The following is a 12,972-nucleotide window of genomic DNA, read 5'->3' as shown; positions in this document are numbered from 1 at the left end:
GCCGCGAACCACCGGGCGAGCCGTCCCCCGCGCCCACGCCTAAGCCCGCACCGGAAGCACCGCCCGCGCCCGCGCCGGAAGCGCCGCCCGCGCCACCGCCCCCGACGGCCGTCGTCGGCCCTCCCGCCGGCCCTCCCGCCGGCCGTACCGGTGACGCCGACCCCGAGGCCCCCGCCGACGGCCCCTCCGCCGCTCCCGGTGACGACCCCGCCGACGCGCGCATCGACGCCCCCCTTGACACCCCCCGTGACGCCCCCCTTGACGTCCTCGGCGACGACCCCGGTGACGACCTCGGGCCGCCCAGCCTGCCGGCCGGCTTGGTCGGACGCCGGGTCGCCGGCTACCGGCTGGAGTCGGAGATCGGCCACGGCGGCATGGCCGTCGTCTACCGGGCGAAGGACCTGCGGCTCGGCCGCACCGTGGCCGTCAAGCTGCTCGCCCCCGAACTGGCCCGCAACGAGGTGTTCCGGCAGCGGTTCATCCACGAGTCCCGGGTCGCCGCCGCGATCGACCACCCGCACATCATCCCCGTGTTCGAGGCGGGCGAGGCCGACGGCATCCTGTTCATCGCGATGCGCTACGTCGAGGGCGGCGACCTGCGCGGCCTGATCCGGCGGGGCGGCCCGTTCCCCGTCGACCGGGCGGCCGGGCTCGCCCTGCAGATCGCCTCCGCGCTGGACGCCGCGCACGACCACGACCTGGTCCACCGGGACGTCAAGCCGGGAAACGTCCTGGTCGCCGCCGGCACCGACAGCGAGCACCCGGAGCACCTCTACCTGGCCGACTTCGGCCTCACCAAGAAGTCGCTCTCGCTGAGCGGGCTGACCGGGGTCGGCCAGATCGTCGGGACGCTCGACTACGCCGCGCCCGAGCAGATCTCCGGCCGGCCGCTCGACGGCCGCTGCGACCAGTACGGCCTCGGCTGCGTGGTCTTCGAAATGCTCGCCGGGCTGCCGCCGTTCCGCCGGGAGAGTGACCTCGCCCTTCTGTGGGCCCACCTCAACGACCCGCCGCCGGCCGTGCGCGAGCACCGGCCCGACCTGCCGCCCGCCGTGGACGCGGTGGTGTCCCGGTCGCTCGCCAAGTCGCCCGACGACCGGTACGAGAGCTGCCTGCAGTTCGTGGCCGAGCTGCGGGCCGCGGCCACCGTGGTCTCCGGGGCGGGCCCGGCGGGCGGGCAGTGGGGGGCGGCCGGACCGCCGACCCAGGTCGTCCCGGCCCACGGCGGCACGGCCGGATACGGCGGCCCCTCGTACGGCGGCCCCGCGTACGGCGGGCCCGCCCCCGGCGTCCCCGATCCTCCCGCCTGGGCCGCCCCGGTCGTCCACCCGCCCCACTGACCCGGTCGCGAACGCGCCGGGCGGGCCGGTGGCCGAACGGCCGGGCCCGGCCGGCCAGAGGCGGAACGGGCGCAGGCGACCGGCCGCTAGTCGGGCAGCTCGCCCCGGCGCCGGAACCGAGAGGCCACGAGGCCACCGAGCCAGCCGGCGACCAGTCCCCACCCGGCGGCCAGCGGCACCGCCGCCCACAGCTTGGGGCTGAGCGTGAGCGTCCCGCCGGTCAGGGCGGCGGCCGGTCCGGCCGGTTCGAGCGCGGGTCCGAGGACGTCGCTCAGCAGGTCGCCCAGGCCGCCCTCGCCGAGGCCGACGCCCAGCACGGAGAGCCCGTAGTCGGCCGAGACCCGCGTCCAGACGCCGACCAGCAGCATGGTGACGGCGGCCGCCACGGCCAGCCGGACGGCGTGCTGCCAGAGCCGGACGCCGCGCGGCGAGCGGTAGGCGGCGAGCAGACCGGCCGCGAGCATCAGGACGGCGGCGAGCGGGAGCAGCCACCACGCCCGGGTGTCCTGTTCGGCGAGCGTGCCGAGGCTCACCGTGCCGTCCTGCCCCTCCGGGGTGCGCAGCACGGCGGACAGCGACTCGGGTACCGGCAGGCCGACCGCCCCGCTCAGGTGGCCGTCCCACTCGGCGCCGAGGCCGACGCCGAAGGCCAGCCAGACCAGGTTGGGCAGGGCGAGCAGCACGAGGCCGAGGGTCTGCCGGGCGTTGCCGTTCACGGCGACGGTTCCGACGGCGGCCACCACGCCGAGCACGACGTACCCGAGCAGTACCGCCAGCATCGCGAACGCGGCCGGGCGGACCGCCTGTTGGAACGGGACGAGGGCGCGCGGCAGCGGTGCCCGGCGGGAGACGGCGAAGGTGACGGCGAGTACGACGAGCAGCCAGAGCAGGCCCAGGCCGAGCGTGGAGACCGGGTCGGCGTGGAAGCCGACCTCGGGGGACACGCCGAGCGCGCCGCCGAGCTCCGCGATGAGGTCGTTGCCGAGCGGGACGGCGAAGGTGTGCCGGGCAACGGCGGTGAGCAGCGCGAGGGCGGCCAGCCAGACCACGGCCGTCCGGACCGCCCGGCCGACGAGTTCGCGGCCGCCCGCCACCGCGCGGAACCGCAGTTGGCGCAGGAACACCTCGGACACGGCCAGCGCGCCGACCAGGCCGACCGAGAGCGGCATGGCGGTGATTCCGGCGTCCACCGACGCGAAGAACCCGGCGCCGCCGTCGAGTTCGACCGATCCGCCGACCGCGAGCGCCAGCGTGGCGGCCAGCACGTACGGGAAGCCGCCGCCCGGCAGCGAGTCGGCTCCGGACGCCCAGAGGCCGAGCGCGGCCACCACGGCCATCGCGGCGAAGCCAGCGACGACCACCGCGAGCGCGTCCAGCCATCCGCGCACCCCGCCGGGCGGTCCGGCCGCCCCGGCGGGGTGCTTCGGGTGCTGCTGGCGGGCCTGCTGCTGCATGCGGCCTCCTGAGGGCTCGGTTCCCCCCGCGCGTGCGATTCCGGCCCCCCTCGTGCCTGGCTCCAGAGTGGCCCAGGACCGGCCGGACCGCCCGGCCGCGCCGCGGTCCGCTGCTCCGTACGCCACCGTTCCCCCTGCCGCTTCCCCTGCCGCTTCCCCTGCCGCCGCCTCTGCCGCCGCCCCGGGTGCGGCGCGGGTGCGGGTGCGGGTGGGGCTACCGCTTGCTGTTGCGACGGATCGGGAGCCGGGGGAGAAATGGATCCCAGTGGCAGGAGCCTCCTGCGCCGGCCGGGTTCGCCGGCCGCCTGCGAAACGGAGCCCTCGATGAGTTCCCAACCACCTCCGTCCGGACCGCCCTCGGGTCCGCCCTCCGGTCCTCCGTCCGGGCCGCTCTCCGGACCGCCGTCGGGCGGCCGCTCCGGGCCGCCCGGCCCCCCGTCCGGCCCGTCCTCCGGCGCCTCCGGCGGGCCCTCCGGGGGCCGTCCGACGCCGTGGTGGCGCTCGGGCCGGAAGGCCGCGCTGGTCGCCGGCACGGCCGTGCTGGCCGTGGTGGCGACGGTGCTGATCGTCAACAGCAACAGCGGCGGCAAGAGCGACGACGCCGTGCCGACCGCCAACGAGGTCGCGCTGCAGTCCCCGCAGGACCCGGGACCGGCGCCGTTCACCCCGTCGGTGGAGACCGAGGGAGTCCAGGCTCCGGCGCCGACCACGGCCCCCGCGCAGCCGACCGCCACCCGAACGGGTGGAGGGCCGGCCACCGGAAACGCCGCCGCGACCCAGGCCGCCATCCACAGCGTCGAGGGGACGTCGTCCGGCCTCTACGGCGGGACGCAGTCCAAGCCGAACTGCGACGTGGAGAAGCTGGTCTCGATGACGTCGACCGGCGACAGCGGCCGGGCGTGGGCGTCCGCGCAGGGCATCGAGCAGTCCCAGACCCCGGGCTACCTGCGGTCGCTCACGCCCGCTTACCTGCGGGTGGACACCCGGGTGACCAACCACGCCTACAAGGGCGGTGCGGCGGTCGGCTACCAGTCCGTGCTCCAGGCGGGCACGTCGGTCCTGGTGGACGCGCAGGGCGTGCCCCGGGTGCGCTGCGGCTGCGGCAACCCGTTGAAGCCGCCGACCCTGGTGTCGGACGCCAAGTACACCGGCAAGGCCTGGACGGGCTTCCAGCCGAGCTCCACGGTCGTGGTGGTGCCGGCGCCCAAGCCGGCGAAGGAGATCGTGCTGGTGAACGTCGTGACCGGCGGCTGGTTCATCCGGGTGACCGGGCAGATCGAGATCGTCGACAAGACGGTGCCGGCACCGCGCGGGCCGCTGGCCCCGGGGGTTCCGCCGCCGGCGCCGATGAAGCCGACGACGCCGTCGGGCTCCGGCTCGACGTCGACCTCGCCCCGCGCCTCGGGGTCCACCTCGGGCTCCGGTTCGGCGACCACCTCGGGTGCCACGTCGGGGACGCCGTCGGGTTCGGCCTCGGGCTCGACGTCCGGGTCCACCGGTCCGTCCAGCGGTTCTGCGACGGCCTCCACGGGGACGCCGTCCTCGGGTTCGGCGACCACCTCGACCTCCGGGGCCACCTCGTCCGGAGCCACTACGTCCGGAGCCACTTCGGCGGGCGCCACCTCGGCCGGCGCCACCGCGGCGACCCCGACGTCCGCGCCGCCGAGCTCCGCGGGTCCGGCGACCGCGACCCCGCCGGCGGTGACGTCCAACGCCGCCACCGCGACCACGGCGACGACCCCGGCGGTGGCCACGGCCAGTACGCCGAGCGCTTCCGTCCGGTCGGCGACCGGCGCGAACACCGCGACCGCCACGGCACCGGCCGCCACGACCGCGACCGCGCCGCAGACCACGGCGGTCGCGCCGACCTGCTCCACCGTCCAGCCGTCCACCCTCCCGCCGTGTCCGACGACCGAGTGAGCGACCGCCGGCCGAGCCGGCCGGCCGTCTGAGGGCCCGCCGTCACCGCCCGTCACCCGGGCGGCGCCGGCGGGCCCAGGCCTTCCCCGGCCTTCCCCGGTCTGTCCCGGCCTTCCCCGGCCTGTCCCTACGGCAGCAACACCTCGGCGTCGGCCGGCCCCAGCCGCCGGCCGTCGGCGGCGTGGACCTCGATCGGGGCGACCGGCGCGCCGTCGACCCGGTCCACCAGGCGGGCCCGGGGCTCGTCCTCCTCGAAGAAGTACCGTTCGCCCCACTGGCGCAGCGCGGTGACGACGGGGAAGAGCGCGCGCCCCTTCTCGGTGAGCACGTACTCCTGGTAGGGGCTGCCGTCGGCGGCCGGGGCCGTCTCGAAGACCCCGTTGGCGACCAGGTTGGCGAGGCGGGTGGAGAGGATGTTCTTCGCCAGCCCGAGGTTCCGCTGGAACTGGCCGAAGCGGCGCAGTCCGTCGAAGGCGTCACGGACGATCAGCAGCGTCCAGCCGTCGCCGATGACGTCGAGCGGCCGGGCGACCGGGCAGGCCGACTCCTCGTGCGTGGTGCGCTTCGGCATGCGCCCCTCCTCTCACCTGCGGATTCCGCCGTCCGGAACCCGGGGTTTCACCTTGCAACCCTACCGTGCGGCCCTCAACCCGAGCCGTGGTTGCTTTATGAAACCTCGATGTGCCAGGGTGTCGTGGTAGCACTTTGAAACCATCGTGCGCCCGGCCGTCTCCCGGGCTGCCGCCCGCCCGAAGGAGTCCGCCCCCGTGGTCCCTCCCGACCCCACCCGCACCGCCGAACCGGCCCGCACGACCGCGCCGACCGCGCCGACCGCGCCGACCGCGCCGACCGCCGCCACCGTGCCCCGGCGCCTCTCCCCCGGCCTCGCCTGGCTGTTCTCCGTCACCGGCGGCCTCGCCGTCGCCAACGTCTACTACTCCCAGCCGCTGCTCGACCTGATCGCCGACGACCTCGGCATCGGCCGCTCCACGGTCGGTCTGGTCGGCACCCTCACCCAGGTCGGGTACGCCGTCGGCCTGCTGCTGCTCGTCCCGCTCGGCGACCACGTCGACCGGCGGACCCTGATCGTCGCCCAGCTCGGACTCTCCGTCGCGGCACTCGGCGCCGTCGCCCTCGCCCCCTCCGCCCCGCTGATGCTGCTCGCGACGGCGGCGGTCGGCCTGCTCGCCGTGGTCGCCCAGGTGGTGGTCGCCTACTCCGCCTCACTCGCCGATCCGGCCGACCAGGGCCGCGCCGTCGGCACCGTGACCAGCGGCATCGTGGTCGGCATCCTGCTCGCCCGCACCGTCGCCGGCGCGATCGGCGACCTGGCCGGCTGGCGCGCCGTGTACGTGGTGTCCGCCGGCGCCACCGCGGTCATGGCGGGTGTGCTGGCGGCCGTCGTCCCGGCCGAGCGGCGCCGCCCGGAACGGATCCGCTACCTGCGGCTGGTCGGGTCGGTCTTCACCCTGTTCGTCCGGGAGCCGGTGCTCCGGGCCGGGGCCGGGCTCGCGCTGCTGGTCTTCACGGCCGTCACCGTGCTGCTCACCCCGATGGTGCTGCCGCTCGCCGCCCCGCCGTTCAGCCTCAGCCACACCCAGATCGGACTGCTCGGCCTGGCCGGCGCGGCCGGCGCACTCGGTGCGGGCCGCGCCGGACGCCAGGCCGACCGGGGCCGCGCCGAGCGCACCCTGGCGATCGGACTCACCGCCATGCTGGCCGCCTGGCCGCTGGCCGCGCTGCTCCCGCACTCCGTGTGGTGGCTGGTGCTCGCGACGGTGGTCGTCGACTACGGCCTGCAGTCCGTGCACGTGGTCAACCAACACCTGCTCTACCAGGTCCGGCCCGAGGCGCAGAGCCGGCTGACCGCCGGCTACATGCTGCTCTACTCGGTCGGCTGCGGACTGGGCGCGATCGCCTCCACCCTGGTGTACGACCGCTGGGGCTGGACGGCGGTCTGCGCGCTGGGCGGCGCCGTCAGCCTGCTCGCCCTCGTCCACTGGCGGGTCGCCTTCCGACGGCGGCCGGCGGACGGCCGGGTCAGCCCGTGACCGCCAGCTCCGCCACCACCGCGCGGTGGTCCGTCCCCCGGACGGTGTGCTCCGCCACCGACACCGCGCGCAGCCCGTCCCCGTGCAGGACGTGGTCGATCTGGATCACCGGCCACAGGTAGGGGAAGTCCGCGTTGGACTCCGGCCAGGTGGGCGAACCGCCGCGCCCCAGTTCGGCGTGGGTGTCGGTGAGGCCGGTGCCGAGCAGGTCGCGCATCGGCGCGTGGTCGAGGGTCGCGTTGAAGTCGCCCAGCAGGACGGCGTTGCGGGTCGCACCCTCGGCCGCCGCCCGCAGCCCGTCGAAGTCCTGCGCCCAGCGGCCGGCGTCGCCCAGCGGGTAGTAGGTGTGCACCGCCGTCAGCCGGACGGTCCGGCCGCCGACCGCGACGTCGACGGCCACCTGCTCGCGGGCCGCCGCCGAGGCGCCGGCGTCCAGCGGGGCCAGCGGGAGCCGCGAGTAGATGACGGTGTCCCGGCCCGGCCGGGCCTCCCGGTACGGGAGCACCTCGGCGATCCCCGCCCGGTCGAGCCGGGCGGCCGCGCCCGGGCCCAGCTCCTCGACGGCGAGCACGTCGACCCGCTGCTCGCGGACCAGCCCGACCAGCGCGGCGGAGTCGACCTGGCCCATGTAGGCGTTGCTGGTCGCGACCCGCAGCCGCGGCGCGTCCGCCGCCACCGAGCCGCCCTCCGGCACGAACCTCGGCACCAGCCAGCAGAGTTGCACCGCGGCGAGCAGCCCTGCGACGGCCGCCGCCCACCACGAGCGCACCGCCAGCAGTGCGCCCAGCACCACCAGCGTGCCCAGCGCCGCGTACGGCAGCCCGACCACCACGAGCGCCAGCGACGTCCCGTCGTCCCACCCGGCGAGCCGGACCACGACCAGGGCGGCCGGCACCGCCAGCGCGGCCGCGCAGAGCCCTCCCAGCACCCGCCGTACCCGGCCCCACCGGCCCGGACCCGTCACCGGCTGCCCCATCCGTCACTCCCGCCCCTCGACTGCGCCGGAAGACGCCATCGGGCCCGGGGCGGTTCCCCGGACGCCGGGACGGCAGGGCACCGGGGTGCACGGGCGGTGTGCGCGCTCAGTCGACGCAGGGGATGCCGCCGGCCTTGACGGCGGGGCCCTGCATCGGGAGCGCGGGGGCCGGTTCGGCGGTCGCGCCGCCCCCGGGGCCCGACGCGGCGGGCGTACCGGGAGTCGTCGCACCGGGCACGGCGGAGGCGCCGGGCGTGCGGGCGAGGGTGACGACCACGTGCCCGGCCGGCGCGGCGGCGGAGGCGGTGGGGGTGACGCCGTAGCGGGCCGCGATCTGCTCGGCGTCGGCCTTCGCGCCGGTGCCGTAGCCGACCGTGGTGGCCTTCGTCCGGCCGGCGGCCGCCGTCCCGGCCGACTTCCCCGCCGGGTAACCGAGTTCGGCGAGCGCCCTGGACTCGTCGGCCGCCGCCGAGGCCGTCGCGCCGTAGACGTCGACGGTGGACCGCTGCTTCGCGGGCGTCACGGCGGGTGCGGTGGCAGGCGGAGTGGCGGGCGTCGTGGCGGCCGTCTCCGACGCGGCCGGCGTGCCGGCCGGATCGGCGGTCCCCGCGGTGTCCGCCGGGGCGGGTGGCGGCGGCTCGTGGCCGAACAGCTGCTTGACGATCCGCCTGATCTGCTCCGGGTTGACGGTGTTGACCTCCTGGCCGCCGATGGTCTTGAACCCGGTGATCGGCAGGGTGTTGAACTCGACGTTGCCGCCGGTCAGGTTGGGCGCCTGCTGGGCGAAGTCCAGCAGGTTCCACCGGTCGTCGATGACGACGTCCTTCTTCACCACGTCGAACAGCCGCTGGAGCTGCCCGAGGTCGCCGAAGACGCCCTGCTGCTTGAGCTTGTAGACGACGGAGGAGAGGAAGGCCTGCTGGCGGTGGGTCCGGTCGAGGTCGCCGTTGGTCAGGTTGTGACGCTGGCGGACGAAGGAGAGCGCCTGCCTGGCGTCGAGCGTGCTGACGCCGGCCGGGAGCTTCAGCCCGGTGCCGCCGCCCTCGCGGGTGGCGGTGCGGGCCACGATCGGGTCGTCGACCGGGTTGTTGAGGCAGACCTGGATCGGTTCGACCGCCTTGGCGATGTCGTAGAAGCCGATCAGGTTGACCTCGGCGAAGTGGTCGATCGGGATGTCCAGGAAGGCCTGCACGGTCTGGATGGTGGCGGACCGGCCGGCCTCCCGGCTCTGCCGCTCCAGTTCGGCCCTGGACAGCCCCTTGCCACCGAGCCGCTGCTCGGCGGCCTCCTTGGCGATGCCGTACGCCTCCTTGACCTTGTGCATCTTCCCGTCCGCGCCGACGGTCTGCACGTAGTCGTCGCGCGGGACGGAGAGCGCCGTCACCTTCCCGCCGTTGGCCGGTATGTGCAGGACTATCAGGGCGTTGGTGTTGTACCCGCCGATCTCGCTCGACCCGGCGTGCAGTTCCTCCTCGACGAACTCCTTGGGGAGGTCGTTGCCGTCCATGTCCTTGCGGCTGTCGAGGCCGATGAGCAGCAGGTTGACGGACTTGTCGAGGTGTGGCGGCGCGTTCTTCCGCGCCTCCTCCAGCGCGCCCGACTTGACCATGCCGCCGTCGAGCTGCCGGTACTCGTACCAGACGAGGCCGCTCGCGCCGAGGACGGCCGCGGAGACGGTGCAGGCGAGCAGACGGCCGACGATCGTCAGCGGCCTGGTGCGGGGGTCAGCCACGGCGGCTCCTCCGGTTCGGGGTCCGGGTGTCCTGGACGCGGGCCTCGCGGGTCTCGCGGGTCTCGCGGGCCTCGCGGGTCTCGCGGGTCTCGCGGGTCTCGGAGGTGCGGGGCGCGGGGATGCCGGCGTCACCGGCCCGGGCGTCACCGGCCCGGGCTCCTCTGGCGCGGCGGGCACCGACGCGCCGGCCGGCCTGGTGACCCTCGCCGCCCCGGCTGCCATCGCCGCGCTGATCCCCGGGGCCGCTGGGGCCGCCGTGGCCGCCCCGGCCGTCCGCAGCCAGGCGGGTCCGCCGGGCGTGGACCATCCGCGCGGCGAGGACCAGGAGCGCGGCCAGGACGGCCGCTCCCATCACCGGGAACGCGCCGACCACCCAGCGCACCGCCGCCGAGGCCGGCGCCTTCCCCTGGTGGGCGTCCCGGTCGGCCAGGTAGGCCGTGGACGCCCGGGCCGCCAGCACCACCGGCGACACGGCCGTGACGACCCACCAGCCCCCGGCCCGGCTGCACAGTGCGGCCGCGACCGAGGCGCCCAGCACCGCGCCGACCGCGAACAGCGGGCCGCTGCCGTGGCCGGTGAGTTCGGCCGCCGCGGCGCCGAGCAGCGGCAGTCCGACCACCGCGGCCGCGGATGCGGCGGTGCCGCGACCGTCCGGCCGTCGCGACGCCGCCCGCCGTGCCCCGCGCCGCGAGGCCGCGCGGTGGCCGCCGCCGGAGCGGCCGGCCGCCGCGCGGGGCGCACGGAGCGCACGGGGCGCAACGGATGCGCCGGGCCCGGCGGACGCGCCGGACGGACCGCGGTCCGCGCCCTCCGCGCCGTCCCCGCCCGGGCGCCGGACCGGCCCGGGGGCCCCGGCGGCGTGCGGCCCAGCCTCCCGGTACGACGTTCCCGCCCTTTCTCCGGCCATGCCCCACACCCCTTCCACCAGGCCCCCACGTCAACTTCTACAATCCTGTAGAACAGACATGGAGCATACAAACCCACCCCCGCAAAGTCATCCGCACACCTCCTACCCGGCCGCCGAAACCGACGAAACACCAGGTCAGCGGCGGCTAGGATGAGCACGAACCGCGCTGAAGGAGCAGAAACGCCATCATGTTCGAGAGCCTGAAGAACATCGCCGACAAGGCCACCGACCTCGCCCGGGAGCACAGCGGCGCCATCGGCCAGGGCCTGGACAAGGTCGCCGACGTCATCGACGGGAAGACCGACGGCAAGTACAGCGACCGGATCGACACCGCGACCGGCAAGGCCAAGGACTTCATCCGCGGCCTCGACGAGTCCAAGAAGGCCGCCGAGTAAGGGCGCGGGTACACGGGCCGACACGGTCCGGGCCGGGACCCCGAGGCGGGTCCCGGCCCGGGGCACGTCAGCCCGGCCGCGTCGGACGGACCGCGTCAGGCGGAGGCCTGCCGGGTGATCCACTGGGCGCGCCAGGCGAGCGCGTCCGCGACGCCCTCGGCGATGGTCCGGCGCGCCGTCCAGCCGAGCAGTTCGCGCGCCGCCGTCACGTCGCTGTAGCAGCCGAGCACGTCGCCGGGGCGCGGGTCGGCCTCGCGCACGTCCAGCGCGACGCCCACGGCCTGCTCGAAGGCGGTGACCAGTTCACGGACGGTGGTGCCGTCGCCGGTGCCGACGTTGATGACCCGGTAGCGGTCGTCGGAGCTGGGCTTGATCACCTCGTCGAAGTGCGTGAGCGCCGCGACGTGGGCCTCGGCGAGGTCCTGGACGTGGATGTAGTCACGGATCCCGGAGCCGTCCCGGGTGTCCCACTCCACCCCGGTGATGGTGAACGGGGTGCCGTCGGCGTGGGCCTCGATCAGCTTGCCGAGCGCATGGGTCGGGTGCAGGTCCTGCAGGCCGGTGCGCAGCTGCGGGTCGGCGCCGATCGGGTTGAAGTAGCGCAGCGCGATGACCCGCGTCTCCTCGCTGCCCGCGCCGCGCGTCCAGTCCTGGAGGACCTGCTCCATCATCTGCTTGGTCCGCGCGTAGGGGCTGCTCGCGTCGACCGGGCAGCTCTCGTCGACCCGGCCGTCCGGGGTGGGCGCGTAGATCGAGGCGGAGCTGCTGAACACCACCCGGGTACAGCCGTTGCGCTGGAGCGACTCCAGCAGCTCCACGGTCTTGGCCACGTTCTCGCGGTAGTAGAAGAGCGGCCTGGAGACCGACTCGGGCACCACGATGCGGGCGGCGCAGTGCACGACGGCGTCGATGTCGGGGTGGTCGGCGAAGATCCGGTCGACCAGCTCTGGGTCGGCGATGTCACCCCGGTAGAAGTCCCGGCCCTCGACGAACTCGGCCCTCCCCTTGGAGAGGTCGTCGAGGACGACCGGCGTGATCCCCTGGTCGAGCAGCGCGGACGCCACCGTGCTCCCGATGAAGCCCGCACCGCCGGTGATCAGAACCTTCCGCATGGACGAACGCTCCCTGGCTCTCGTTCGGGCACCCCGTCGGCGCCCCGCTGGGAGTGGGGACGGCCGGTTCGCACCCGGTGGTTCCCGCGGGGGACGGCACGTCTTCCGGCGCCCGGGTCCGGCCCGGCGCCCGCCGGAGGCCCGGGAGCGACGGGGTCCGGGCGCTCAGGAGTGGCGGGTGCGGCGGCGCAGCCAGAAGCCGGTGGCGACCAGGACGACGGCCGCGGCGGCGGTGCCGACGGCGGCCCAGGCCGCGGCGTCGGAGGTCTCGGCGGCGTCCGCGGCGTCCGCGGCGCGGCGCTCCGGCAGGACGGCGGCGGCCACCGGCGTGGCACTCGCCGGCGCGCCGGGCACGGGCCCGGCGGACGTGGGGACGGCGGGCCCGGCGGACGTGGGCACGGTCGGGACCGCGGGCCCGGTGCCCGCCGCGGTGGGGGCGGTCGGGACGGCGGGCACGGTCGTCGCGGTGGGCCTGCCGGCCGCCGTCGGCGCCGCGGTGGGCCCCGGCAGGGGCGGGTCGGTGATCACCGCCGCGTCGACGTCGAGTTCGCGCTCGCCGTGCCCCAGCGAGGGGAAGGCGCAGTCCACGGTGATCCGCCAGTGCCCGGCCGGCAGCAGCTCCCGCGTGGTGTAGGCCCCGGGGCGGCCCGCGACGGCGACCAGTCTCCACGGACCGGCGCTCCGTCCGTCGGCGGAGGTCGCGGAGAGCGTGCCGGCGAACTCCTCGGTGACCGGGTCGTGGTCGTTCTCCCAGGTCGCCACGGTGGTGACGTGCCCGTTCTCCTGGCCGGCGACCTCCAGGTGGACGGTGTCGCCGTGAGCGGCGGCGGGGACGGCGGCGGAAGCGAGCACGGCCGCCGTCGCGAGGGCGACGGCGGCGAACGGGCGGGTGCGCATGGCGGGTTCCTCGTGGGGGGACGGCCCGGGTCCGGCCGCCGCCGTGCTGGTGGCGGCCGGACCCGGGGTGGGTGGGGCGGGGCGGACCGGCGGTGGGCCGGTCACCGGACGGGCTGCTCCGTCCGGACGCCGGCCCCGGTGGGGGCCGGCTCCGTCAGGAGGTCCGTTCCGTCAGGAGACCTGTTCCG

General features: G+C 76.1%; 11 protein-coding genes. 4 read left to right on the top strand and 7 right to left on the bottom strand.

Going from position 1 to position 12,972, the window contains the following annotated elements:
- The first annotated feature begins 317 nt into the window (after positions 1-317).
- A complete protein-coding gene (locus tag AC067J_RS30890; protein WP_478304759.1) occupies positions 318-1,340 on the top strand; it encodes a serine/threonine-protein kinase in 1,023 nt (340 codons plus the stop codon).
- An 86-nt stretch (positions 1,341-1,426) separates the two neighbouring features.
- Here AC067J_RS30890 and AC067J_RS30885 read toward each other — a convergent pair whose 3' ends face one another.
- The gene (locus AC067J_RS30885; RefSeq protein ID WP_478304757.1) at positions 1,427-2,794 is read right to left on the bottom strand and encodes a streptophobe family protein; all 1,368 of its coding nucleotides are present in this window, start codon (positions 2,792-2,794) and stop codon (positions 1,427-1,429) included.
- Between the two features lie 324 nt (positions 2,795-3,118).
- Here AC067J_RS30885 and AC067J_RS30880 point away from each other — a divergent pair, with 324 nt between their 5' ends.
- Positions 3,119-4,714, top strand: a complete 1,596-nt coding sequence (locus AC067J_RS30880) for a DUF6777 domain-containing protein (RefSeq protein ID WP_478304755.1) — start codon at positions 3,119-3,121, stop codon at positions 4,712-4,714.
- 127 nt (positions 4,715-4,841) lie between these two features.
- On the opposite strand, the gene AC067J_RS30875 is transcribed toward AC067J_RS30880, so the two are convergent.
- Positions 4,842-5,285 (bottom strand): winged helix-turn-helix transcriptional regulator, encoded by a 444-nt coding sequence (locus AC067J_RS30875; protein ID WP_478304753.1) that lies wholly within the window; start codon positions 5,283-5,285, stop codon positions 4,842-4,844.
- A gap of 196 nt (positions 5,286-5,481) precedes the next feature.
- Between AC067J_RS30875 and AC067J_RS30870 the strand changes: the two genes are divergently transcribed.
- Positions 5,482-6,765 (top strand): MFS transporter, encoded by a 1,284-nt coding sequence (locus AC067J_RS30870; protein ID WP_478304752.1) that lies wholly within the window; start codon positions 5,482-5,484, stop codon positions 6,763-6,765.
- On the opposite strand, the gene AC067J_RS30865 is transcribed toward AC067J_RS30870, so the two are convergent.
- From AC067J_RS30865 to AC067J_RS30855, 3 genes are all read right to left on the bottom strand, one after another.
- Positions 6,755-7,741: an endonuclease/exonuclease/phosphatase family protein gene (locus tag AC067J_RS30865; protein WP_478304750.1), complete on the bottom strand. Its 987-nt coding sequence runs from the start codon at positions 7,739-7,741 to the stop codon at positions 6,755-6,757. The two genes, AC067J_RS30870 and AC067J_RS30865, sit on opposite strands and share 11 nt — an antisense overlap.
- Before the next feature lie 106 nt (positions 7,742-7,847).
- Complete coding sequence (locus tag AC067J_RS30860) at positions 7,848-9,473, bottom strand: LCP family protein (protein ID WP_478304749.1); 1,626 nt, start codon at positions 9,471-9,473, stop codon at positions 7,848-7,850.
- On the bottom strand, positions 9,466-10,380 hold the full coding sequence (locus AC067J_RS30855) for a DUF6542 domain-containing protein (RefSeq protein WP_478304747.1): 915 nt from the start codon (positions 10,378-10,380) through the stop codon (positions 9,466-9,468). The genes AC067J_RS30860 and AC067J_RS30855 overlap by 8 nt, the downstream gene beginning before the upstream one ends.
- Positions 10,381-10,568: 188 nt before the next feature.
- Here AC067J_RS30855 and AC067J_RS30850 point away from each other — a divergent pair, with 188 nt between their 5' ends.
- On the top strand, positions 10,569-10,775 hold the full coding sequence (locus AC067J_RS30850) for an antitoxin (protein WP_478304746.1): 207 nt from the start codon (positions 10,569-10,571) through the stop codon (positions 10,773-10,775).
- Positions 10,776-10,870: 95 nt separating this feature from the next.
- Here the strand turns inward: AC067J_RS30850 and galE are convergent, their stop codons facing one another.
- Positions 10,871-11,887 (bottom strand): UDP-glucose 4-epimerase GalE, encoded by a 1,017-nt coding sequence (gene galE, locus AC067J_RS30845; RefSeq protein ID WP_478304744.1) that lies wholly within the window; start codon positions 11,885-11,887, stop codon positions 10,871-10,873.
- A 165-nt stretch (positions 11,888-12,052) separates the two neighbouring features.
- Positions 12,053-12,784, bottom strand: a complete 732-nt coding sequence (locus AC067J_RS30840) for a hypothetical protein (protein ID WP_478304742.1) — start codon at positions 12,782-12,784, stop codon at positions 12,053-12,055.
- Positions 12,785-12,972 lie beyond the last annotated feature (188 nt).

It is taken from the genome of Kitasatospora sp. NPDC042419, assembly GCF_056437345.1.
Note: the sequence above shows the minus strand (reverse complement) of the source record. Positions and strands in the feature narration are given on the sequence as shown.

Bases quoted from the DNA above. Each gene is read 5' to 3' on its own strand.
- AC067J_RS30885 (WP_478304757.1), bottom strand. From the start codon at position 2,794: ATGCAGCAGCAGGCCCGCCAGCAGCACCCGAAGCACCCCGCCGGGGCG.
- galE (WP_478304744.1), bottom strand. From the start codon at position 11,887: ATGCGGAAGGTTCTGATCACCGGCGGTGCGGGCTTCATCGGGAGCACG.
- AC067J_RS30875 (WP_478304753.1), bottom strand. From the start codon at position 5,285: ATGCCGAAGCGCACCACGCACGAGGAGTCGGCCTGCCCGGTCGCCCGG.
- AC067J_RS30850 (WP_478304746.1), top strand. From the start codon at position 10,569: ATGTTCGAGAGCCTGAAGAACATCGCCGACAAGGCCACCGACCTCGCC.
- AC067J_RS30880 (WP_478304755.1), top strand. From the start codon at position 3,119: ATGAGTTCCCAACCACCTCCGTCCGGACCGCCCTCGGGTCCGCCCTCC.
- AC067J_RS30855 (WP_478304747.1), bottom strand. From the start codon at position 10,380: ATGGCCGGAGAAAGGGCGGGAACGTCGTACCGGGAGGCTGGGCCGCAC.
- AC067J_RS30865 (WP_478304750.1), bottom strand. From the start codon at position 7,741: ATGGGGCAGCCGGTGACGGGTCCGGGCCGGTGGGGCCGGGTACGGCGG.
- AC067J_RS30840 (WP_478304742.1), bottom strand. From the start codon at position 12,784: ATGCGCACCCGCCCGTTCGCCGCCGTCGCCCTCGCGACGGCGGCCGTG.